At 65.7% G+C, this 21,648-nt stretch carries 19 protein-coding genes; 13 read left to right on the top strand and 6 right to left on the bottom strand.

Annotation, left to right across the window (positions count from 1 at the left end; genetic code table 11):
* Nucleotides 1-273: 273 nt before the first annotated feature.
* The 7 genes from nrdH (at nt 274) to nrdF (ending at nt 8,136) form a co-directional block, all read left to right on the top strand.
* Nucleotides 274-507: a glutaredoxin-like protein NrdH gene (nrdH, locus tag ACWETB_RS13875; protein WP_348807553.1), complete on the top strand. Its 234-nt coding sequence runs from the start codon at nt 274-276 to the stop codon at nt 505-507.
* Between the two features lie 180 nt (nt 508-687).
* Nucleotides 688-1,245 (top strand): class Ib ribonucleoside-diphosphate reductase assembly flavoprotein NrdI, encoded by a 558-nt coding sequence (nrdI, locus tag ACWETB_RS13870; protein ID WP_449743059.1) that lies wholly within the window; start codon nt 688-690, stop codon nt 1,243-1,245.
* 95 nt (nt 1,246-1,340) lie between these two features.
* Nucleotides 1,341-3,548: a class 1b ribonucleoside-diphosphate reductase subunit alpha gene (nrdE, locus tag ACWETB_RS13865; protein ID WP_452211697.1), complete on the top strand. Its 2,208-nt coding sequence runs from the start codon at nt 1,341-1,343 to the stop codon at nt 3,546-3,548.
* 235 nt (nt 3,549-3,783) lie between these two features.
* Nucleotides 3,784-4,674 (top strand): hypothetical protein, encoded by an 891-nt coding sequence (locus ACWETB_RS13860; protein WP_452211695.1) that lies wholly within the window; start codon nt 3,784-3,786, stop codon nt 4,672-4,674.
* Nucleotides 4,675-4,690: 16 nt separating this feature from the next.
* Nucleotides 4,691-5,434, top strand: a complete 744-nt coding sequence (locus ACWETB_RS13855) for a maleylpyruvate isomerase family mycothiol-dependent enzyme (RefSeq protein WP_452211694.1) — start codon at nt 4,691-4,693, stop codon at nt 5,432-5,434.
* Nucleotides 5,424-6,959, top strand: a complete 1,536-nt coding sequence (locus ACWETB_RS13850; RefSeq protein WP_452211692.1) for an amidohydrolase — start codon at nt 5,424-5,426, stop codon at nt 6,957-6,959. The genes ACWETB_RS13855 and ACWETB_RS13850 overlap by 11 nt, the downstream gene beginning before the upstream one ends.
* Nucleotides 6,960-7,134: 175 nt before the next feature.
* On the top strand, nt 7,135-8,136 hold the full coding sequence (gene nrdF / locus ACWETB_RS13845) for a class 1b ribonucleoside-diphosphate reductase subunit beta (protein WP_452211690.1): 1,002 nt from the start codon (nt 7,135-7,137) through the stop codon (nt 8,134-8,136).
* 98 nt (nt 8,137-8,234) lie between these two features.
* On the opposite strand, the gene ACWETB_RS13840 is transcribed toward nrdF, so the two are convergent.
* The 3 genes from ACWETB_RS13840 to ACWETB_RS13830 are packed head-to-tail and all read right to left on the bottom strand — an operon-like array spanning nt 8,235 to nt 12,386.
* Nucleotides 8,235-9,032 carry a hypothetical protein gene (locus ACWETB_RS13840; RefSeq protein ID WP_452211688.1) on the bottom strand — a complete coding sequence of 266 codons (798 nt, stop codon included), beginning with the start codon at nt 9,030-9,032 and terminating at the stop codon, nt 8,235-8,237.
* Nucleotides 9,029-12,013: a DEAD/DEAH box helicase gene (locus tag ACWETB_RS13835; RefSeq protein ID WP_452211823.1), complete on the bottom strand. Its 2,985-nt coding sequence runs from the start codon at nt 12,011-12,013 to the stop codon at nt 9,029-9,031. Before ACWETB_RS13835 ends, ACWETB_RS13840 begins: the two co-directional genes overlap by 4 nt.
* On the bottom strand, nt 11,997-12,386 hold the full coding sequence (locus ACWETB_RS13830) for a PPOX class F420-dependent oxidoreductase (protein ID WP_452211686.1): 390 nt from the start codon (nt 12,384-12,386) through the stop codon (nt 11,997-11,999). The genes ACWETB_RS13835 and ACWETB_RS13830 overlap by 17 nt, the downstream gene beginning before the upstream one ends.
* A gap of 499 nt (nt 12,387-12,885) precedes the next feature.
* Between ACWETB_RS13830 and ACWETB_RS13825 the strand changes: the two genes are divergently transcribed.
* Nucleotides 12,886-14,055 carry a DUF2252 domain-containing protein gene (locus tag ACWETB_RS13825; protein ID WP_452211684.1) on the top strand — a complete coding sequence of 390 codons (1,170 nt, stop codon included), beginning with the start codon at nt 12,886-12,888 and terminating at the stop codon, nt 14,053-14,055.
* Complete coding sequence (locus ACWETB_RS13820; protein WP_452211682.1) at nt 14,052-14,594, top strand: hypothetical protein; 543 nt, start codon at nt 14,052-14,054, stop codon at nt 14,592-14,594. Before ACWETB_RS13825 ends, ACWETB_RS13820 begins: the two co-directional genes overlap by 4 nt.
* Nucleotides 14,595-14,629: 35 nt before the next feature.
* On the opposite strand, the gene ACWETB_RS13815 is transcribed toward ACWETB_RS13820, so the two are convergent.
* From ACWETB_RS13815 to ACWETB_RS13805, 3 genes are all read right to left on the bottom strand, one after another.
* Nucleotides 14,630-15,121 carry a beta-class carbonic anhydrase gene (locus tag ACWETB_RS13815; protein ID WP_452211680.1) on the bottom strand — a complete coding sequence of 164 codons (492 nt, stop codon included), beginning with the start codon at nt 15,119-15,121 and terminating at the stop codon, nt 14,630-14,632.
* 204 nt (nt 15,122-15,325) lie between these two features.
* Nucleotides 15,326-16,084 carry an isocitrate lyase/PEP mutase family protein gene (locus ACWETB_RS13810; RefSeq protein ID WP_452211678.1) on the bottom strand — a complete coding sequence of 253 codons (759 nt, stop codon included), beginning with the start codon at nt 16,082-16,084 and terminating at the stop codon, nt 15,326-15,328.
* Nucleotides 16,071-17,099: an ABC transporter substrate-binding protein gene (locus ACWETB_RS13805; RefSeq protein WP_449743054.1), complete on the bottom strand. Its 1,029-nt coding sequence runs from the start codon at nt 17,097-17,099 to the stop codon at nt 16,071-16,073. The genes ACWETB_RS13810 and ACWETB_RS13805 overlap by 14 nt, the downstream gene beginning before the upstream one ends.
* 276 nt (nt 17,100-17,375) lie before the next feature.
* Between ACWETB_RS13805 and ctaD the strand changes: the two genes are divergently transcribed.
* From ctaD to ACWETB_RS13785, 4 genes are all read left to right on the top strand, one after another.
* Complete coding sequence (ctaD, locus tag ACWETB_RS13800) at nt 17,376-19,139, top strand: aa3-type cytochrome oxidase subunit I (RefSeq protein ID WP_449743053.1); 1,764 nt, start codon at nt 17,376-17,378, stop codon at nt 19,137-19,139.
* A gap of 83 nt (nt 19,140-19,222) precedes the next feature.
* Complete coding sequence (gene serB / locus ACWETB_RS13795; protein WP_452211675.1) at nt 19,223-20,440, top strand: phosphoserine phosphatase SerB; 1,218 nt, start codon at nt 19,223-19,225, stop codon at nt 20,438-20,440.
* Nucleotides 20,437-21,186 carry an aminoacyl-tRNA hydrolase gene (locus ACWETB_RS13790; RefSeq protein ID WP_452211674.1) on the top strand — a complete coding sequence of 250 codons (750 nt, stop codon included), beginning with the start codon at nt 20,437-20,439 and terminating at the stop codon, nt 21,184-21,186. The genes serB and ACWETB_RS13790 overlap by 4 nt, the downstream gene beginning before the upstream one ends.
* Nucleotides 21,183-21,635 (top strand): cupin domain-containing protein, encoded by a 453-nt coding sequence (locus ACWETB_RS13785; protein WP_452211672.1) that lies wholly within the window; start codon nt 21,183-21,185, stop codon nt 21,633-21,635. The genes ACWETB_RS13790 and ACWETB_RS13785 overlap by 4 nt, the downstream gene beginning before the upstream one ends.
* Nucleotides 21,636-21,648 lie beyond the last annotated feature (13 nt).

Below are 21,648 nucleotides of genomic sequence, written 5' to 3'. Positions count from 1 at the left end.
GATTTGAGATTGCGTACCTGCCGCGACCAGCGAGTTTCATGAATGTGATTCACAACTTCTAGTGGTACTCGGAAATGTCAGACACTAGGTGTAGTGTTCTCAACACCAGCCGGACCGAGACGCGAGAGTGCCGTAGCGGTAGGAGAAGTTCGATACACGCAGTGACCTGCGTCACGATCTTCACGCTGGGAAATCGGGCTCTGAGGGGTCCGTGACCATACCCGACCGACGAGCATCTGCTGATCATCACGTGACACGAGGAGCGTTCTGCGAATGGCAATCACCGTCTACACCAAGCCGGCGTGCGTGCAGTGCAATGCGACCTACAAGGCCCTGGACAAGCATGGCCTGGAGTACGAGGTCGTCGACATCAGTCAGGACGACGAGGCGCGCGACTACGTCATGGCACTCGGGTACCTGCAGGCACCGGTTGTCGTCGTCGGCGACGACCACTGGTCGGGCTTCCGCCCGGACCGCATCAAGGCCCTCGCCGCCGCCGCTGCCTGACGCGATCGCCAATGCCGATCCGGAGGGGAAGTCGGGATCGGCCGGGCTCGCGCGCAGCACGTGGACGCGGTTGCCTGCCCTGTGAGTGATTCCGGGGCAGGCAACCGGACCACAACTTTCGAGAAGAAGACCTCAGCGGCCGCAGATGGCCGTTCACGATCCGGCAGGGCGGTGGGAGAGATGGTGGAACGGCCGACCGGCACACCGCCGCTCATCGTGTATTTCTCCTCGGTGTCGGAGAACACCCATCGTTTCGTCGAGAAGCTGCGGCTGCCCGCGGTGCGCATCCCGCTGATCGACCGGGGCGGCCCAAACGCGGGGAACGCAGAGGCCGGGAGCGCAGAGGCCGGGAACGCCGCAGGCAGGATCGGTTCCTTCGAGGTCGACCAGCCGTACGTGTTGATCTGTCCCACCTATGGGGGCGGTAAGTCCTCCTCGATGGTCGGCGGTGGCTTCGTCCCCAAGCAGGTCATCCGCTTCCTCAACAACCCCCGCAACCGCTCGCGCATCCGTGCGGTGATCGCGGCCGGCAACACCAACTTCGGCGAGGAGTACTGCCTTGCCGGCGACATCATCGCGCGCAAGTGCTCGGTGCCCTACCTCTATCGATTCGAATTGATGGGGACCGAGCACGACGTCACCCGGGTCCGTGAGGGACTGGCGGAGTTCGGCGCCACCATGGTCGCCGAACTGCGTGAACCGGAAATGTCAGACCCCACGCCTATCGTGTGCGGGTGAGGGGTTCGCACCCCACCCCACGGTCCCATCAGCCAGCACGTCCACCAACCAGCACGCCCATCACCCGTTCGACACCCACCAACAGGAGAGTCTCCGTGTCGCCCACCACTTCTGTCTCCGACGTGACCACCGACACCACCACCTCGGCGAGCAAGTCCGGCGTGCACGCGGGACCGGCCGGACACGATCCGGGCGAACTCGATTACCACGCGCTCAACGCGATGCTGAACCTGTACGACGCCGACGGTCGTATCCAGTTCGAGAAGGACCGCGAGGCGGCGCATCAGTACTTCCTGCAGCACGTCAACCAGAACACGGTGTTCTTCCACGACCTCGACGAGAAACTCGATTACCTCATCGAGGAGAATTATTACGAGCCCGAGGTTCTCGAACGCTACGACCGTGAATTCGTCAAGCTTCTCTTCGGGCACGCGTACGCCAAGAAGTTCCGATTCCCGACCTTCCTCGGCGCATTCAAGTACTACACCAGCTACACGCTGAAGACCTTCGATGGCAAGCGATACCTCGAGAGGTTCGAGGATCGCGTCTGCATGGTGGCGTTGACCCTGGCCGACGGTGACACGACGCTGGCGCGCAATCTCGTCGACGAAATCATGGAAGGCCGTTTCCAGCCGGCGACTCCGACATTTCTGAATTCGGGAAAAAAGCAGCGCGGTGAGCCCGTTTCTTGTTTTCTTTTGAGAATAGAAGATAACATGGAATCCATAGGTCGGTCGATCAATTCGGCATTGCAGCTGTCCAAACGCGGTGGTGGTGTCGCTCTTTTGCTGTCGAATATCCGCGAGCACGGTGCGCCCATCAAGAAAATCGAGAACCAATCGTCGGGCGTTATTCCGATCATGAAATTGCTCGAGGATTCTTTTTCCTATGCCAATCAGCTCGGCGCGCGTCAGGGTGCCGGTGCGGTCTACCTGCATGCGCATCACCCCGATATCTACCGCTTTCTCGACACCAAGCGGGAGAACGCGGATGAGAAGATCCGCATCAAGACCCTGAGCCTGGGCGTGGTGATCCCCGACATCACCTTCGAGCTCGCCAAGAACAACGACGACATGTACCTGTTCAGCCCGTACGACGTCGAACGTGTCTACGGCAAGCCGTTCGCCGACGTCAACGTGACCGACACCTACCACGAGATGGTGGAGGACAAGCGGATTCGCAAGACGAAGATCAAGGCGCGGGAATTCTTCCAGACCCTTGCCGAGTTGCAGTTCGAATCGGGCTACCCCTACATCATGTTCGAGGACACGGTGAATCGGGCCAACCCGATCGACGGCAAGATCACCCACTCCAATCTGTGCTCGGAGATCCTGCAGGTGTCCACGCCCTCGACGTTCAACGACGACCTATCTTATTCCCATGTGGGCAAGGACATCTCGTGCAACCTCGGGTCGCTGAACATCGCCAAGACGATGGATTCACCCGACATCGGCGCGACCATCGAAACCGCGATCCGTGGCCTGACCGCCGTCAGTGACCAGACGGCGATCACCTCGGTGCCCTCGATCGAGAAGGGCAACAACGACTCTCACGCGATCGGCCTCGGCCAGATGAATCTGCACGGCTATCTCGCCCGGGAGCGGATCTTCTACGGTTCCGAGGAGGGTGTGGACTTCACCAACATCTACTTCTACACGGTGCTCTTCCACGCACTGCAAGCGTCGAACACCATCGCCCGCGAGCGCGGCAAAGCGTTCGCCGGCTTCGAGAAGTCGACGTATGCAACCGGTGAGTTCTTCGACAAGTACACCGAGCAGGTGTGGGAGCCGGCGACGCAGCGGGTACGAGAGATGTTCGCCGAGGCCGACATCCACATCCCGACCCAGGATGACTGGCGGGTGCTGAAGGCATCGGTCGCCGAATACGGGATCTACAACCAGAACCTGCAAGCGGTGCCGCCGACCGGATCGATCAGCTACATCAACCATTCGACCAGCTCGATCCACCCGGTCGCCGCCAAGGTCGAGATCCGTAAGGAAGGCAAGATCGGTCGCGTCTACTACCCGGCGCCGTTCATGGACAACGACAACCTGGAGTACTACCAGGATGCCTATGAGATCGGCTACGAGAAGATCATCGACACCTACGCCGCGGCCACCCAGCATGTCGATCAAGGCCTGAGCCTGACGCTGTTCTTCAAGGACACCGCCACCACCCGTGACGTCAACAAGGCACAGATCTACGCGTGGCGCAAGGGAATCAAGACGCTCTACTACATCCGACTGCGTCAGATGGCCCTCGAGGGCACCGAGGTTGAGAATTGCGTCTCGTGCATGTTGTGATGGGCACTCTCAACTGACGGCGACATCGGGGGCGCGGATGACCGAGAAGAAGATCGACTACCGGAAGCGACCGGCACCGGGGAGTCCGCCGGTGCCGACCGGTTGGCCGGTGCCACCTGGGCAGCCGGCTCCGGCGGCAGCATCGGGCCCGTCTACGCCCGCTCCCAGTCAACACGCGTGGCCGACTCCGGCGGTGCAACCGACACCGCCCGCGCCACGCCCGATGGCGACCGAGGTGAGCATCGTCGGCGCCGCGCCTCCGAGTTGGACCACCTTCTGGGTGTTCGGCGGCGTGGTCGGCTTCCTGCTTCTGCTTGCCCTCGTCTTCATGGCCGCGGGTTCGGTGGCCGGGGTGTTCTTCTTCGGCTTCGTCGGGTTCATCCTGGGCGTGTTGTACTTGCTCTCGCTCTGGGGAGCACGGTCGGTGATCGGCAAGCCCCAGGTCACCGCCTCGGCAGCCGGAATCTGGGCTCCGCGGTTCCAGTTGAGCTGGGATCAGATCGGTGCCCTGGATTTCGTCTCCGACAGGCGCGCGTACTCGAAGGTCGATCCTCACAAGACCAATGTGGCGAAACGGCCGATGACCTCGCTGGTGGTCACGTCGCGCGAGCGGGGCGCCAACGGTCGCCCCGTGCAATACGGAACGACCATGTGCTTCAACCACTCCCACAATTACGAGGAGTTCCGTCAGGCCGTCGGCAGACTTGCCCCGCATGTGGAGTTCCGGACGAACGTGAGTGTCGAGGACACTGTTCTCGACCCGGCCGTCCAGCAGGCCGTGCAACAGCAGCTGGCATCGACCGGTCGCCTCGTGGTCGCCACCAAACGCGGCAAGGAGAAGATGTCCTTCGACCGTAATGGCGCCACCGTCGGACGCGAGTTCGTGCCGTGGTCGGCGATCGTCGGCGCGGTGGCGGTCGTCGACCTCTGCACCGACCGGACCGGTGGGATCAGCACCACCACCCGGACTCAGAAGCTGGTGCTCATCACCAATCAGGTGGACTCCAAGGGCAAGGAGCGTCGGCTGCGTCCCACCTATGACGCGGCGTTCCAGCCGCCCGTCGAGCATCTTCTGCCCGTCCTGCGTCAGTTGGCGCCGCACGTTCAGGTCGCCGATCAGCGCTGAGGGTAGCCTGCAACAGGTGACACCCGAACGCTGGCTCGAAGCCATCCGTCTGGAGAGCGATCGGCTCGCCGCAACCACGTCGGAGTCGCTCGCTCTGCCCGTGCCAACGTGTCCCGGTTGGAATGTTTCCGATCTCCTCGGACACGTCGGTGCCGTCCATCGCTGGGCGGCCGACCGTCTGATGGAGACGCGGCGCTACCGCGGATACGACACGATTCCGGTGCCCGCTGGTGCCGCGGTGATCGACTGGTATGCGGTCGGACGTGATCTTCTCATGCAGGCGTTGACATCTCGGGATCCGGACGAACCGGCCCGGACGTTCGTGGGGGAGCGGACAGTGGCGTTCTGGTACCGACGCCAAGCACACGAGTTGGCGGTGCACCGGTGGGATCTCGAGTCGGCGACCGCACCGGGAGCGCAGACGCCGATCGATGCCGACCTCGCCGGTGACGGCATCGATGAGTGGCTGGAGGTGTTCGTTCCGCGCTTCATCGCCGCCGGAGACCCAGTGCCCGACGAGGTGCTGGGGCGCACGATCCACCTGCACGCCCACGACCACACCGACCGTCACTGGGTGCTACGCCCGACCACCGAGCGATTCGACGTGTCCGACGACCCCGCGGAGGCAGACGTCGCCATCCGCGCGACCGCCGATGATCTGTTGCTCACCGTCTGGCATCGACGCGCCCTGGACGACGCGGACGTCGTCGGTGACCGTGACCTCGCCGGTGCCGCACTCGAACTCGTCCATGTCACCTGAGGCGTCATCCGAGCCCACCGGCGCCGACCTCATCATCCGTTCGGCGCGGATCGTGTCCGAGGGTGGCACGGTCACCGAACCCGTCGACATCCGGATCGCCGGTGGCCGGGTCACCGACATCGGAGCGGTCATCGCACGCGGGCGGTCGGTACGTGAACTCGATGCCGGCGGGCGGTGGGTGATCCCCGGACTCTGGGATCACCACGTGCACGTCACCCAGTGGGCGCGGTGGGGTGAGCGGCTCGACGTCTCCGGGTGCCCTGCGCCGCAGACGGTGATCGATCGGGTGCGCCGCCACGTCGAGGAGGTGGATTCGGCTGCCGGGCAACAGAATTCGCGCGTGATCCTCGGCGTCGGACACCGGCCGTCGCAGTGGTCGGAGCCGGCGTCGGTGACCGCACTCGACGCGGTGTCCGGGCGGCATCCGGTCATCCTGATCTCCGGTGATGCCCACAGCGGCTGGCTCAACAGCCGTGCGCTGCGGATCTGCGGCCTCGATCACCGCGCGGGCCTCGTCGACGAGACCGAGTGGTTCGCTGTGTTCGCCCGCCTCGACGAGGTCGCGCCGACCCGCACCTCGGAATTCGATCAGGTGCAGCGGGCGATGACGGCGGCTCTGGCACTGGGAATCGTCGGGATCACCGATCTCGAATTCTCCGGCGCGCATCGCGTCTGGCCGGAGCGGGTCGCCGACGGCATGATCGCGCCCCGCATCCGCGCTGGGTTCTACCCCGACGCGCTCGACGAGGTCCTCGCGTCGGGACAGCCCGGTTCTGGTCTGCGCACCGGTGACCCGTTGGCGCACAAAGTGAGTCTCGGTCCGCTGAAGATGATCACCGACGGTTCGCTGGGCTCGCTGACGGCGCACTGCTGCGACCGCTACGCGCCCGAACCCCACCCGTTCGGCAAGCAGAACTTCTCCGGCGCCGAGGTCCGGGAACTGCTCTCGCGCGCGACCGCGGGTGGCCTCGACGTCGCGGTGCACGCCATCGGCGATGCCGCGGTCACCGAGGCCCTCGATGCCTTCGAGGCGACCGGCGCCCGTGGCAGCATCGAACACGCCCAGTTGACGCGCCGCGAGGATCTCGTCCGGATGGCCGGCCTCGGTGTGGTGGCGAGCGTGCAACCCGCGCATCTCCTCGACGACCGCGCCGTCACCGAACGCCTCTGGGCGGATCGGGCCGATCGGTGCTTTCTGCTGCAGAGCATGCATCGGGCCGGGGTGGGCCTAGCGCTCGGATCGGACGCGCCGATCGCGCCCCTGGATCCGTGGCTGGCCATTGACGCCGCGGTGTGGCGCGCCGAACCCGGTGAGCCGGCGTGGAATGCCGCCGAACGACTGACCGTCGGACAGGCGTTGTTCTCGTCCACCAACGGGGCGCTGCCACTTGCCGTGGGGTCGCCCGGTGACGTCGTGCTGCTCGACGACGATCCGTTCGGTGTGCGGCCCCGCGATGTGCGGGTGGCGGCGATCATCATCGGTGGTGATCCGGTATGGGTTGTCGCTCAGTTGACACACCAGTAGCACCCATCATTTGGGGCTCGTTCAGTCACAACAACCCCAGATATTGGGGTTTGTCACTCGGCGGCGCGTCTCCCCAAATGCTGTCTCGGTCCGGCTAGATTGGAGGGCACGCCACGAACTGATGGCACATTGCGATGAGTAACATCAGTGTCCACCCATCGACCCCGAGGAACAGATGACGGCCACCTCTCACAGCCCCGCCGACGGCGCCCCCATCAAGCTGGTCAGCCGGGTCTCGGCGATCAACTGGAACCGCGTCCCCGACGAGAAGGACGCCGAGGTCTGGGACCGCCTGACCGGAAATTTCTGGCTGCCCGAGAAGGTGCCGGTATCCAATGACATCCCGTCATGGAACACCCTGACCCCGTATGAGAAGCAGCTCACCATGCGGGTGTTCACCGGCCTGACGCTGCTCGACACCATTCAGGGCACCGTGGGCGCGGTATCGCTCATCCCTGATGCGACCACTCCGCATGAGGAGGCGGTGCTCACCAACATCGCGTTCATGGAGTCGGTGCACGCCAAGAGCTACAGCTCGATCTTCTCCACTCTGTGCTCGACCAAGGAGATCGACGAGGCCTTCCGCTGGTCGGAGGAGAATGACCAGTTGCAGCGCAAGGCGCAGATCGTCATGGACTACTACCGCGGCGAGGATCCACTCAAGCGCAAGGTGGCCTCGACGCTGCTGGAGTCGTTCCTCTTCTACTCCGGCTTTTATCTGCCGATGTACTGGTCGTCGCGCGCCAAGCTCACCAACACCGCCGACCTGATCCGGCTGATCATCCGCGACGAGGCGGTGCACGGCTACTACATCGGCTACAAGTACCAGCGTGGTCTGGAGACGCAGAGCGCGCAGCGTCGCCAGGAACTCAAGGACTACACCTTCGAGTTGCTCTTCGAGCTCTACGACAACGAATCCGATTACACCGAGGCGCTCTACGACGAGGTCGGTCTCACCGAGGACGTCAAGAAGTTCTTGCGCTACAACGCGAACAAGGCGCTGATGAACCTCGGCTACGAGGCGATGTTCCCGAAGGACGAGACCGACGTGAACCCGGCGATCCTGTCCGCGCTCTCACCCAACGCCGACGAGAATCACGACTTCTTCTCCGGGTCGGGTTCGAGTTACGTCATCGGCAAGGCGGTCAACACCGAAGACGAGGACTGGGACTTCTAGTCTCCCGTCTGCGCTACTCCCACACGGTCGCCTACCGAATGCACGGAATGCTCGCCGTGCTTCTGGTAGGCGATCGTGTTTTTGGAAGGGGGGCGCTGCTAGTCGTCGACGAGCCGGTCATACAGGTCCCCGAGTTCGTCGACGGCCTCGGCGATGTCCCCCGGTGCCACCCCGGATGCCCGTAGGGCTGCCCGCAACGCCGCGGTGTCGAGGTCGGTCATCGGATTCATCTGCGGCGGGGACGGCAGCGGGGGAGCGGTGGCCCCGGTGCCGTAGAAGTCGACCGTCGGTGGTGCCGAACGGGATTCGGGTGCTGTGACCTCGCCGACGTGGCGACCGGCCGACTCTCCCGATAATTCTTCGATGGCCGAGAGCAGTTCGGGCAGTGACGTCCCCATTAGGGTGAGGAGCGTCAGCGGCGTGCGGTCGATCTCTGCGGCGATCTCGTAGGTCACCGTCAGGACGTGGATGCAGCGGCCCGACCCGTCCGGGCAGGTACAGTCGCCGACGATGTCGGCGCTTTCGGTGGGCAGCAACAACTCTCCGAGGGTGGCTGGTTGCTCACCTCGAGCCAGCGACATCACCTCGGTGACGCCGTCGGCTGCACGCAACAGACCGGCGACGGTGCCGGCGTCGACCGTGCGGATCGCGAGAACGACCTCGAAGGGTTCGAGCTGACTTCCTTCGACCGCTGCGGTGACCACCCCCTCGCCGATGGCCACCCGATGTGCATGTCGGTCTCGAAAGTAGCTGCGCGCCTTGGTGATCTTGCGATTCTCGACGATCTCTGAGGTCGCCTGACCACCTGGTCGCCCCTCGACGACGTCGACGAGTGCCCGAGACCACGGGGTCAGGGCATAGCCCCGTACCGGGGTGGTGCCGCGGCGGACGCTCATTCGCTCACGGCCTCGTCGCGGAGCCGGAACAGTTCGAAGAGGTCGTCGTCGCCGAGGTCGCCCATCCAGTTCTCCCCGGTCGACACCGTCAACCGGGACAATTCACGCTTCTTGGCGATGAGATCGTCGACCCGCTCCTCGAGAGTTCCGACGCAGACAAAACGCCGAACGTGGACGCGCTGCGTCTGCCCGATCCGGTACGCGCGATCGGTGGCCTGGTCCTCGACGGCCGGATTCCACCAACGATCCACGTGCACTACATGATTGGCGGCCGTCAGGTTGAGTCCGGTGCCGCCCGCCTTGAGGGTCGCCACCAGGATCGGTGGGCGGGCGGCGCCGTCGCCATGCTGAAAGCGTTCGACCAAAAGGTCGCGTTCGGCGCGTGCGAGACCACCGTGCAGCAACGGGATCGCGGTGCCCAGGACCTCGGTCAGCCACGACGACACCAACTCGCCGAACACGGCGAACTGGGTGAACAACAGCGCCTGATCACCTTCGGCGACAAGGGTCGTGACGATGTCCTCGAGCAGTTCGAGCTTGCCCGACCGGTGATGGCCACGTCGCATCACCGCCGATCCGTCACCGAGATAGTGCGCAGGATGATTGCAGATCTGTTTGAGCCGGGTCAGCGCAGCGAGCACGGTACGGCGCCGCAGTGCGCGTTGCTGCTTATCGGCCAGGGCGGCCATCAGATCGTCGATCACCGCGCGGTATAACGCGGCCTGTTCGACGGTGAGGTTGGCCCGCACCGTGAGTTCGTTCTTCTCGGGCAGATCGGAGATGACGGCGGGGTCGGTCTTCTCCCGTCGCAGGATGAACGGACGGGTGAGGGTCGCCAGTCGCCGGACGGTGGCCGGATCACGGTCGCGTTCAATCGGTTCGGCAAAGCGATTCCGGAACGTCGACGCGGAACCCAAGAGCCCCGGATTGACGAGGTCGATCACCGCTCGCAGATCCTCGAGACGGTTCTCCACCGGGGTCCCGGTCAAGGCGATCCGGTGGTCGGTGGGGATCGCGCGCAGTGCGCGGGCGGCCGCGGTCCGGACATTCTTGACGTGCTGCGCCTCGTCGACGATGACGTGCCGCCACCGATGTGACGACAGCAGATCACGATCGCGGGCCGCGATGGAAAAGGTGGTCAGCACGACGTCGATCCCGGAGTAGGCCGCGGTGAACGCGGCGCCCTTGTGCCGCCCGGTGCCGTGATGGACGGTCACCCGCAATCCCGGAGCGAACCTCGCGAACTCGCGGTCCCAGTTGCCGACCACCGACATCGGACACACGACGAGTGTTGGTGCCCAGTCGCTCTCGTCAGTCTGGCGGTCGTCGGCGCCGTACTCGTGACACAGCAACGCGATGATCTGCAGTGTCTTGCCCAAGCCCATGTCGTCGGCGAGGACAGCGCCGATGCCCTGGTCGGCGAGGTACGCCAGCCACTCCAGGCCGCGATGCTGATACGGCCGCAGGTCGGCGTGCAGTGACGGCGGCGTTTCCACCGAAGTAGGACGGAGGACACCGGCCTCGGCGATCGAGTCGAGCCAGGTCAGTCCCTGCACCGACGTCACCGGTACCGGCACCTGGCTGGTGTCGTGTGCGATCATTCCCAGCAACTCACCCATGTCGGGAGCGTGCCCGGCGACGGTCAGTGCACGTTGCGCCGCGATGAAGGCGGCCGCGCGGCTCAGGGCAGCTCCCTCGGCCCGCACCCACACGCCGCGGATGCGCACGAGATCGCCTTTCTGGCGGGATAATTCGTCGAGGTCGCTCTCGCTGAGCGTGATCGCGTCCGGTCCGTCGCCCAGCGCCAGCCGCCACTCGAACTCCCGGATCTCCCGCAATCCCACCATGCGTGCCGGTGCTCCACCGCCGGTCACCGGGGTGGCGCGTACCCCGAGGGTCGGCCGTACCTCGGCGATGGTGCGGGGCAGTAGAACCGCAAGCCCTGCCTCTCCCAATGCCTGTGCGCCCGTGGCGAACAGCGCCTCGGCGAGGTCAGCGGTGAGCAGGAAGTCGAGCGAGGTGCGATCGGGCTCGGCGCGGCCCAGTTCGGGGAAGGCGCGCACCGCGGTGGCCAGTTCGGTGGTGACCTCGTCGAGTTCGTCGGCGCGCAAGCGATGGGGGACGACCGGACCGACGTGGCCGTCATCGGAGCGTCGGCAGACCTGCAGACGCCATCGGAGTCGTTGAGGGTCGTCGGGAACGCTACGGGCAGCGAAGAGTTCGTCGTCGAGGTCCTGCGGGTGATCCGGATCGTCAGGCTCGTGCAAGCGGAAGATCAGTGTCGAGTCGCGCGCCGGGGCACTCCCGGTCCACTGTGTCCACGCCGACACCGCGGACGGGCGGGTGGCGGCCGCCGGGAGAGCGCCACCGACCAAAGACGCGATGAGCGGTGTGGCCGGACCGGCCGGCCCGAGTCGTGGTGCCGATGCGAGGATCCGGGCTCGGCATTCGTGATCGACGAGTTCGGCGGCGAAGTCCATCAGCGCGTCGCTGCCGCCGTTGTCCAGCACGGCCGCGGGGGCGCCGCCACTGATCACCGCGGACCAGGCACGCCACTGCGGTGTCGCCAACGGCCGCCAGACGAATACCGACTCGCCGGCCACCTCGACGAGAGTGGGTGCCACGGCGCGGGCTCCGACGAAGCGGCGAACGCCGTCGAGAAGGTGGCGGTACCACGCGATGTCGCCGGCAACCGGCACTGAGCGGGTGGCATCCAGAAACGACGACGCCGATGCCGCTCCGAGCGTCATCGTCGCGACGAACCGACGCCGACCCGCCTCGTCGATCACTCCGACCTGACGGCGAAAGCGTTTGCCGGACAACAACGATCGCAACGGTTCCGGATAGTCGGACCCAGAATCGTCGGTCTCGTCCCAGACCGACAGGCCGACACCCGGTCGCCAGAGTGCGTGCAGTCCGAGGGCGACGGCGGGGGGCGTGTCGGTCGATGGTGCGGCCGCGGCGCTACTTCTTTCCGAAATAGGTGGCCCTCAGCGCCAGGATGACACGATCGGCGGCATCCGGGGGTGGCGCCTGGTCGGCGTTGCCGTAGCGCTTGCCCAAGGTGACATAGAACGCGCCCGTCGGATCGTCGGTCACCGACTCGAGCGTCCCCCGCACCTCGAGGTACCGGTAGGGATTGTCGGGATCGGTGAGGACAAACGAATAGTTCGGATTGGCCGTCAGATTGGCGATCTTCTTCCGTGCCCTGGTGTGGGTGAAACGCAGTTCGCCGTCCTGCCAGGCGAACCACATCGGGGTGGCATTGGGAATGCCGTCGGGGCTGACGGTTGCCAGCACCCCGATGATCGGACGCTCGAGCAGGTCCTCATAGCCCTGGGGAATTGTCGCCATGGGGTCCAGAATAGTCGGGGACACCGACACGATTGGAGATCGAGGCGAACTCACCATCGTGATCGTCGTCGATGGGTGAGACTTGTCTGATGACACGCGACACGACGGCGGTAGATCCCGATCGCAACGACGACGATGTCGTGGGCGGTGACCGCACCGATCCGGACCGCCCCGATCCGGACTACGCGGCGCAATCATCAGACCCGCAATCATCAGACCCGCAATCATCAGACCCGGAGCCATCCGACCCGGACGGGCTGGACGCCTCGGTGATGGCCTCGCCGACCCTCGATGGACAGTCGGTGTCGCAGTCCGCTGTGTTGGCGGCGGGTCCCACCGTGTACTCCACGCGGGGTGTCGGCCGAGCCGCCGCAAGATCATTTCGCGTACCGCATTGGGCGACTGGGATCCCGAGCGCCGCGGCCACGATGCCCTGCAGACCATCCTCGCACAGAATGCGATTCGTGATCAGCGGCTGCTGCCGATCCGGCACGGTTGAATGGCTGCCTCGCCGTGGACCTACTACCGAGGCGCGGCTGCGGTGATGGCCGCGGATCTGGCGTCGCGGCCCAACACCGGCATCACGGTGCAGATGTGCGGTGACGCGCACGTACTCAATTTCGGGTTGTGGAACACCCCGGAGCGCACCCTCGCGTTTGACCTGCGCGACTTCGACGAGACGTTGCCGGGGCCATTCGAGTGGGATCTGTTGCGGTTTTTGGCGAGTCTGGTGGTGCTGGCGCGGGAGAACTCGGTGTCGGCGACCGACGCGGATGCGGCGGTGCGGGCCGGATTCAGCGGATACCGTTCGTGGACTCGGACCTACGCGACGTGGCCGATCCTCGACGTATGGGCGGAGAAGATCTCCGTCGACGAACTGATCACCTGTCTCGCCTCACCTGCCGACGGCGCGCGGCTGGACTCCTATCTGGAGAAGCGAGCCCAAAAACGTACGAGTCGAGGGGCGAGCAAGAAGCTCACCCACATGATCGACGGGCGACGCGCCATCATCGAGGAGCCGCCGTACCGGGTGCACGCGCTGGCGCAGTACGCCGAGGTCCTCAACGACGTGATCGTCAGCTACTACCGGTCGGTCCCGGAGAATGTCGCGTCGTTGCTGCGTCGGTTCGACCTCGTCGACGTGGTCCAGCAGGTGGTCGGCGTCGGAAGCGTCGGGATGCGAGTGTTCCTCAACCTCGTCGAGGAGCACGGCACCGCCGACCCGCTGTTCTTTCAGATCAAGCAGGCCGCGCCCTCGGTCTACGAACAATTCCTCACGCCAAGCACCTACCCGAACCACGGCCAGCGAGTTGTCAACGGCCAGCGCCTGATCCAGAGCGCATCCGACATATTCCTGGGCTGGACAACCATCGGGGACTGGGACTTCTACGTCCGACAGTTCCGTGATGGCAAGGTCATCCCCGACGGCCCGACCGTCGCCAACACCCTGTCGCAGTTCGCCGCCGCGTGTGGGCATGTCCTGGCCCGCGCTCATGCACGCAGCGGCGATGCCGTGGCCATCGCCGACTATCTCGGCAAGTCGGACAAGGTGGAGGAATCGGTGGTTCGGTTCGCGCACGCCTATGCCGATCAGACCGAACGTGACCACGCCCAACTTGCTGCCGCCGTCGCCGACGGGACCGTCCCGTCGGCGCCCGGGTGGCCGTGAGTGCAGACGACGCATCGCCGACGCGTCGTGAACGTGGTGGCCGAGATGAGCGGGCCCGATTCCCGTCGTGTCGTCCGATCGTCATCGGGGTCGTCGTGGTCGTGTGTTCGGTGGGTGCACTGACGGCTCTCGGTTGGGCAGCCCTGCGATGGTTCGACGAGGGGATGACCGGAGTGCACACCTACGAATCGGCGTCGGGTGCGCAGGACATGGCCGAACGAATGGGTCTGGTGCTCGTCGACGGAGACCGGGTCGACTATGGCGAAGTGGCGTCCTCGTTCCCGGATTCGAGCGCGAGTCTGGTGATTGTTACGCCATCCAGAGACCGCTCGCGCGAGTTGTTGCGTCGATCGGGGCTATCGGCTCCGATACCGACCGACTCCACACGCCTACCCTCTGATGCCGGGCCACACCGACCACCCCCGAGCCCGAATCTGGTCACACTGAGGCGGGAGGCCGTCAATGGTGACTACCTCGTCGCCACCTGGGACCCGACGCGTGAACCGCGCACCGTGTATATCACCGCGATCGAGACCTGAAGCAATACCTGCGCCCGCGGCGGCACTGTGAGCGGTCAGTCGATGACCTCGTTGAGCCTGCCGGTGGCAACGTCGAACACGAAGCCGCGCAGCGAGCTGGTCTTGGTGATGAACGGGCTGTTGCGAATCCGCGTGAGCGACTGACGTACATCCTCGCCGACGTCGGGGAACGCCTCGGCCGCCCACTCCGGCTTCTGCCCGATCTCGTTCTGGATCTCCCGCTTGAAGTCGTCATCGGTGAAGGTCAGCATGCCGCAGTCGGTGTGGTGGATCAGAATGATCTCGGTGGTACCGAGCAGACGCTGACTGATGGCCAGTGACCGGATCTCGTCGTCGGTGACCACGCCGCCGGCATTGCGGATGACGTGGGCCTCGCCGTCCTTGAGGCCGAGGATGCGGTAGACGTCGAGCCGTGCGTCCATGCAGGCGACGACCGCGACATGGCGGCTCGGGGGCAGGGGGAGTGGGCCGGAGAAGGTGGCGGCGTAGGCCGCGTTGTTGGCCAGGTATTCATCGGTGACAGTCATGTGTCCACGGTGCGCTGCGATTGACCTCGTGGCGACCGTTGTGCTCATCAGTGGCGAAAGGTGGTCGCATGCGCATATGACGGTGAGTTCCCGGTGCGGATGCAGAGTGGGGGTGCGGGGTGGGTTGTCGGCCGGCGGAGGTCTCGAAATCTTCCTCGGCTGCGCCGCGTCGGGCTCGACCGGCGCGGGCCGGCGGCCAGGTGCTCACTGCCAGCGCGCGAGCAACTCCGAGGAGCGGGCAGCGAGATCGGCCTGCCAGAACGGGCCGAAGCTGATTCGCCCGACACCGAGATCCGCGAAATGTGTCCGCGAATCATCGGCGGGCAAGCCGATGGCATTGACCGGTAGAGGTAACTCCGAGGTCAGTCGGCGATGTACCTCGTCGGAATGCCGACCGACCGGATACAGGCACGTCGCACCGGCATCGGCACACAGGCTGAGTCGCGCGATCGCACGGTCGACGCGGTCGGCGTCATCCCCGACCTTCCGCAACAGCAGATCGGTCCGGGCGTTGATCACCACCGGCACGCCCGCGGCATCCGCGGCTTCGCGCAACGCGGCGACGACATCGGCGTGTTCGGCCGGCTCGCGGAGTCGGCCACCCTCGGAGTGCACGGTGTCCTCGATATTGAGACCGACGGCTCCGGCGTCGAGGAGACGGTCGATGAGGGTGCCCGCCGGTTCGCCGTACCCGGATTCGATGTCGACCGACAGGGGGACGTCGACCGCCTCGGATACCTGCGCGACCCGGGTGCACAACTCGGCGAAGGTCATTCCCTCGTTGTCGGCGCGACCGATGGAGTCGGCAACCGGATGACTGCCCAACGTCAGCGCGGTGAACCCGGCGTCGACGGCCAGCCGCGCCGACCACGCATCCCAGACCGTCGGCAGCACGACGGGATCGCCGGGCCGGTGCAGGGCGGCCAGGGTCCGGGCCGCCACGCTGAGATCAGGAGTTGGCATTGAGAGATTCCTTGACGTCGTTGAGCACTAACCACGCTGAGGCCAATCCGCCACCGCCGTACCAGATCTCGTCGTTCACCGACAGCACCCGCTTCCACGTCGGTGCCCCCATGTCGAGCCAGCGATCCGAGAGCAGGACCTCCTCGCCGTGCGCCTGGCCGTCCTCACCCTCGAAGGACACGTAGATGAGGTCGGCGTCGGCGTCGGTGAAGTTCTGATCGGTGACGGTGACGTTCTCCGGCCCGCGTTGCGCGGCGGGGCGCTGGACGCCGATCTGGGTCAGGATCTGTCCCGCGAAGCTGTCGGTGCCGGCCAGGATCTCCGCATCCTTGGTGAACCGCACCAGGGACACCTGATTGTGGGCGGCATCCATCCGACGGCCGGTCTTCTGTGCCTCGGTGTCGAACTCCTGCTGCAGGCGAGTGCCCTCGCCAGAGCGGCCCAGCGCGGCGGCGACCGCGGTGAAGCGTTGCTGCCAGTCGTCGTCGGTGTCGATCGTGACCGTTTTCGCCGTGCCGAAGGCGCCGGCGGACGTCGCGGTCGCAGGCGTGGTCAGGACGATGTCGGGTGCCGCGGTCTGCACCGCCGCCGCATCGGGTTCGGCACCGATGGTGGGCACCGACGTCAGTTGGGGGCCGAGATACTCGGGCACGCTGCCCGGCGCCGCGGTCACTGCGGTCACCTTCGGGCCGAGCCCGAGGGCGCAGATGTCGTCGAGCAGGGCCGGATCGGTGACCACGATGCGCGAGACGTCGGCCTGCGGGTTGTCGGCGACCGTCGGGGCCAGGCATGTCCGGGCGTAGTCGCGGTCGGCGGAGACCACGTTGACCTCGGCGATGCGGGTCGTCGAGGTGGAGATGGTCTTGCCGTCCGGCGTCATCAGCGTCGACTGATCTTCGGAGCATCCGCCGAGGGCCAGGATGGCCGTCACGGCGATCGCCGATATCGCCGTCAAACCGCGGCGTCGGGAGGTACCCGCACGCCATCCGCTCCGGTAGTCACCGCCACGCTGCACCCGCTCAACCTAGCAGGGCAGCCATGCGGTTCCGTCGACGTCGCAACCGTGGCGGTGGGCCGCGATCCGAAATGGTCTCCGGTGGGGCGGCGCGTCGTCCGTCGCATGCCGGTTGACCTGCCCCGATGGTGCCGCTGGAAAATCAAGTACGACGGATCGTAGGACCCACTCGGCCAGGGTGGGTGCAAGGGTTTAGGATCGGTAACCAGCGCTCGGTTTGTTCATGTGCCGACCGGCGGAAATCGCATCCCGACCGGTCGGGCAAGAGGAGGATCTGTGACCGCGGTAGACCAGCCCACCACGCAAGTGGCCCCAGTACGTCCGTACCCGGAGCGCTATCAGCCCAAGGGTTCGTTCATCTACAAGCTGATTACCACGACCGATCACAAGTTGATCGGCATGATGTACATCGTCGCGTGCTTCGCGTTCTTCCTGATCGGCGGCCTGATGGCGTTGCTGATGCGCGCCGAGCTCGCTCATCCAGGAATGCAGTTCCTCTCCACCGAGCAGTTCAACCAGCTGTTCACAATGCACGGCACCGTGATGCTGCTGATGTATGCGACCCCGATCGTCATCGGCTTCGCGAACTTCGTGCTGCCGCTGCAGATCGGCGCACCCGACGTCGCCTTCCCGCGACTCAATGCCTTCGGCTTCTGGCTGTTCGTCTTCGGTTCGACCGTCGCGATCGGCGGATTCATCACCCCCGGTGGTGCCGCTGACTTCGGTTGGACCGCCTACACCCCGCTGACCGACGCGATCCACTCGCCGGGCGTCGGTGCCGACCTGTGGATCATGGGTCTCGGTGTCTCGGGTCTGGGAACCATTCTCGGTGGCGTCAACATGGTCACCACCGTGGTCTGCCTGCGCGCTCCCGGTATGACGATGTTCCGGATGCCGATCTTCACCTGGAACATCCTGGTGACCACGGTCCTGATCCTGCTGATCTTCCCGCTGCTGACCGCGGCCCTGCTCGGTCTCGAGGTCGACCGTCAGTTCGGTGCCCATCTCTACGACCCGGCCAACGGTGGTGTGATCCTCTGGCAGCACCTGTTCTGGTTCTTCGGTCACCCGGAGGTGTACGTCATCGCGCTGCCATTCTTCGGCATCGTGTCCGAGATCTACCCGGTCTTCGCCCGCAAGCCGATCTTTGGCTACTCCGGCCTGATCTACGCGACCCTGGCCATCGCGGCCCTGTCGGTCGCGGTGTGGGCTCACCACATGTACGTCACCGGCGCCGTCCTGCTGCCGTTCTTCTCCTTCATGACCTTCCTGATCGCGGTGCCCACCGGTGTGAAATTCTTCAACTGGATAGGCACGATGTGGAAAGGCAACATGACGTTCGAGACGCCGATGTTGTTCTCCGTCGGCTTCATCGTGACGTTCCTCTTCGGTGGTCTGACCGGTGTTCTGCTCGCCAGCCCGCCGCTGGACTTCCACCTGTCCGACAGCTACTTCGTCGTCGCCCACTTCCACTACGTGCTCTTCGGCACCATCGTGTTCGCAACCTACGCCGGCGTCTACTTCTGGTTCCCCAAGATGACCGGTCGCATGCTCGACGAGCGCCTGGGCAAGTGGCACTTCTGGCTGACCTTCATCGGTTTCCACACCACCTTCCTGGTGCAGCACTGGCTGGGTAACGAGGGCATGCCGCGTCGCTACGCCGACTACCTGCCGTCGGACGGGTTCACCACGCTGAACATGATCTCGACCACCGGCGCGTTCATCCTCGGACTCTCGACGCTTCCGTTCCTGTGGAACGTCTTCAAGAGCTACCGCTACGGCGAGGTCGTGACCGTCGACGATCCGTGGGGCTTCGGCAACTCCCTGGAGTGGGCCACCAGCTGCCCGCCGCCGCGCCACAACTTCACCGAGCTGCCTCGTATCCGTTCCGAGCGTCCGGCCTTCGAACTGCATTATCCGCACATGATCGAGCGAATGCATGCCGAGGCCCACGTCGGACCGGGTCACAGCAGTGAATCCGCCGAGCACACGCGGCGTGATCCACTGACCGTCGGCGACCACGAGTCCTCGGCCGACTGACCAGGAATCACTCGGTGGTCGACTCGAAAGAATCACACACCACAACCGCACCCGGATCGGCATCGCCCGGTCCGGGTGCGGTCGTGAAGACGACCCTTCTGGTCACCGTCACCGGCCCCGACAAGCCGGGCGTCACCTCGGTGCTCATGGGAGCACTGGCCGGGCAGCAGGTCTCGCTGCTCGACGTCGAGCAGGTGGTGATCCACGATCGCCTCACCCTCGGTGTGCTGGTGGCCGTCGACGGCGATCCCGAAGCCGTCCAGGACGTCGTCGAACAGGCGATGTCATCGATCGGGATGGACGTCAGCGCCGAGATCAACGCACCGTCGGACGGACACGCGCCGTCCACGCACGCGGTCGTGTTGCTGGGCAGTCCGGTCACCGCACGCGCATTCAGCGCGGTGGCCGCCGAACTCGCCGGACAGGGCGGCAACATCGACTCCATCCGCGGAGTCGCGGACTATCCGCTGACCGGGCTGGAACTGATGATCAGCGTCGGCGGGCGCGATGACGTCGCCGCCGACACCGCGCTGCGCAAGGGTTTGGCCCGCGTCGCGACGAAGCATTCGGTCGACATCGCCGTCGAGCGCGGGGGGCTGGCGCGCCGCGCGAAGCGTCTCATCGTCTTCGACGTCGACTCCACCCTCATCCAGGGTGAGGTCATCGAGATGCTCGCCGCCCACGCCGGCCGTGAGGCCGAGGTGGCCGCGGTGACCGAGGCCGCGATGCGCGGCGAGTTGGATTTCGCGCAGTCGCTGCATCAGCGGGTGGCCGCGCTGGCCGGACTCGACGCCTCCGTGCTCGACGAGGTGGCCGCGTCGCTGCAACTGACGCCGGGTGCCCGCACCACCATCCGGACCCTGCACCGGCTCGGCTATCACTGCGGTGTGGTGTCCGGCGGATTCCGCCAGGTCATCGACGCGCTCGCACACGAACTGGAACTCGATTTCGTGCGCGCCAACACCCTCGAGGTGATCGACGGCAAGCTGACCGGGCGTGTCGTCGGCGAGATCGTCGACCGTCCCGGCAAGGCCCGGGCCCTGCGGTCGTTCGCCGACCATGTCGGGGTGCCGATGGAGCAGACCATTGCCGTCGGCGACGGCGCCAACGACATCGACATGCTCAGTGTCGCCGGGCTCGGCATCGCGTTCAACGCGAAGCCGGCGCTGCGCGAGGTCGCCGACGCCGCGCTGAATCATCCGTTTCTCGATGCGGTGCTGTTCATCCTCGGCGTCACCCGCGACGAGATCGAGGCCGCCGACGCCGCCGACGGGGTGCTGCGACGGGTTCCGCTCGAGTGACCGATCCGGGACCGCCGTCGGATCCGTTCGCGGACGATTACCGGCGCCTGACCCGCTACGTCGGCGGAGCGGACGATCCGGAGAATCCGGCCGACGTCCTGGCGATGCAGATGGTGGTGCGGATCGAGAAAGCCGCGCCGCCGGACCGTGCGGACCTGCTGGTGGCAGCTGCCCGAGCGGTTGCCCTGTTGTGTCTGGATGATCGTGCCGGTGGCGACGGACCGTGGGCAGGGCCGATGGATTCGTGGTGCGACGCCCGCATTCGCAAGATCGCCCGACGGGCGCGCGGTGCGCAATGGGCTGCGGCGCAAGAGGTCTGGGGTGTGACGGCCACCGTCGGCGACGTCGAGGCCAGAGCGTTGGTACCCGGTCGGGTCGGCGACGTCGACAAGCGGATCTCGCGACTGCAGATCGGCGGCACCGAGGTGGAGGGCTCGCTACCGACCGAACCACCCATCGGCGGCGTGTGCCTGTGGGTGAACCCGGACCTGGAGATGACCGTCGGCAAACTCGCCGCGCAGGTCGGCCATGCGTCGATGCTCGCGGTGCGGTTGATGGACGAGACGTCGGCCCGGGTGTGGCGTGATGCCGGCTGCCCGCTGTCGGTGTGTGCCGCAGACTCCTCGCGGTGGGCGGCACTGATGGCCGTGGATGCGACCGGCGCCGCGGTCGCGGTCCGCGATGCGGGTTTCACCGAGATCGCGCCCGGGTCGGTGACGGTGATCGCGGAGGTGCGCACGCCATGACGAACGACGAATTGCCGCTCTGGGCACAAGGATTGGGGCTGACGCCACACCCCGAAGGTGGTTGGTTCACCGAGACGTGGCGTAGCGAACTGATGTTGCCTGCCACGGTCCTGCCCGGCTACGACGCCGACCGCGCGGCGGGAACCGCGATCTTGTTCCTGCTGATGCCCGGTCAGCAATCCGACTGGCACACGGTGCGCGGTGCCGAGATGTGGCTTTATCACCGTGGCGCGCCGGTCGAACTCGACCTGGGGGGCGACGGCGACGAACCGGACGAACCCACCACCACGGCCGTCGGTGCCGACATCGCAGCCGGTCAGCGGCCGCAGGTACTGGTGCCGCCACGACACTGGCAGCGAGCGCGATGCACCGGCGATGAGGCGTCACTGGTCAGCTGCATCGTCGTTCCCGGATTCGACTTCGCCGATTTCCGGCTCGTCGACAGCTGACGCAATCGCTTCC

This window comes from Gordonia sp. NPDC003950 (assembly GCF_053605205.1).
The sequence above is the reverse complement of the archived record's forward strand: the minus strand, read 5'-3'. Positions and strand labels throughout refer to the sequence as shown.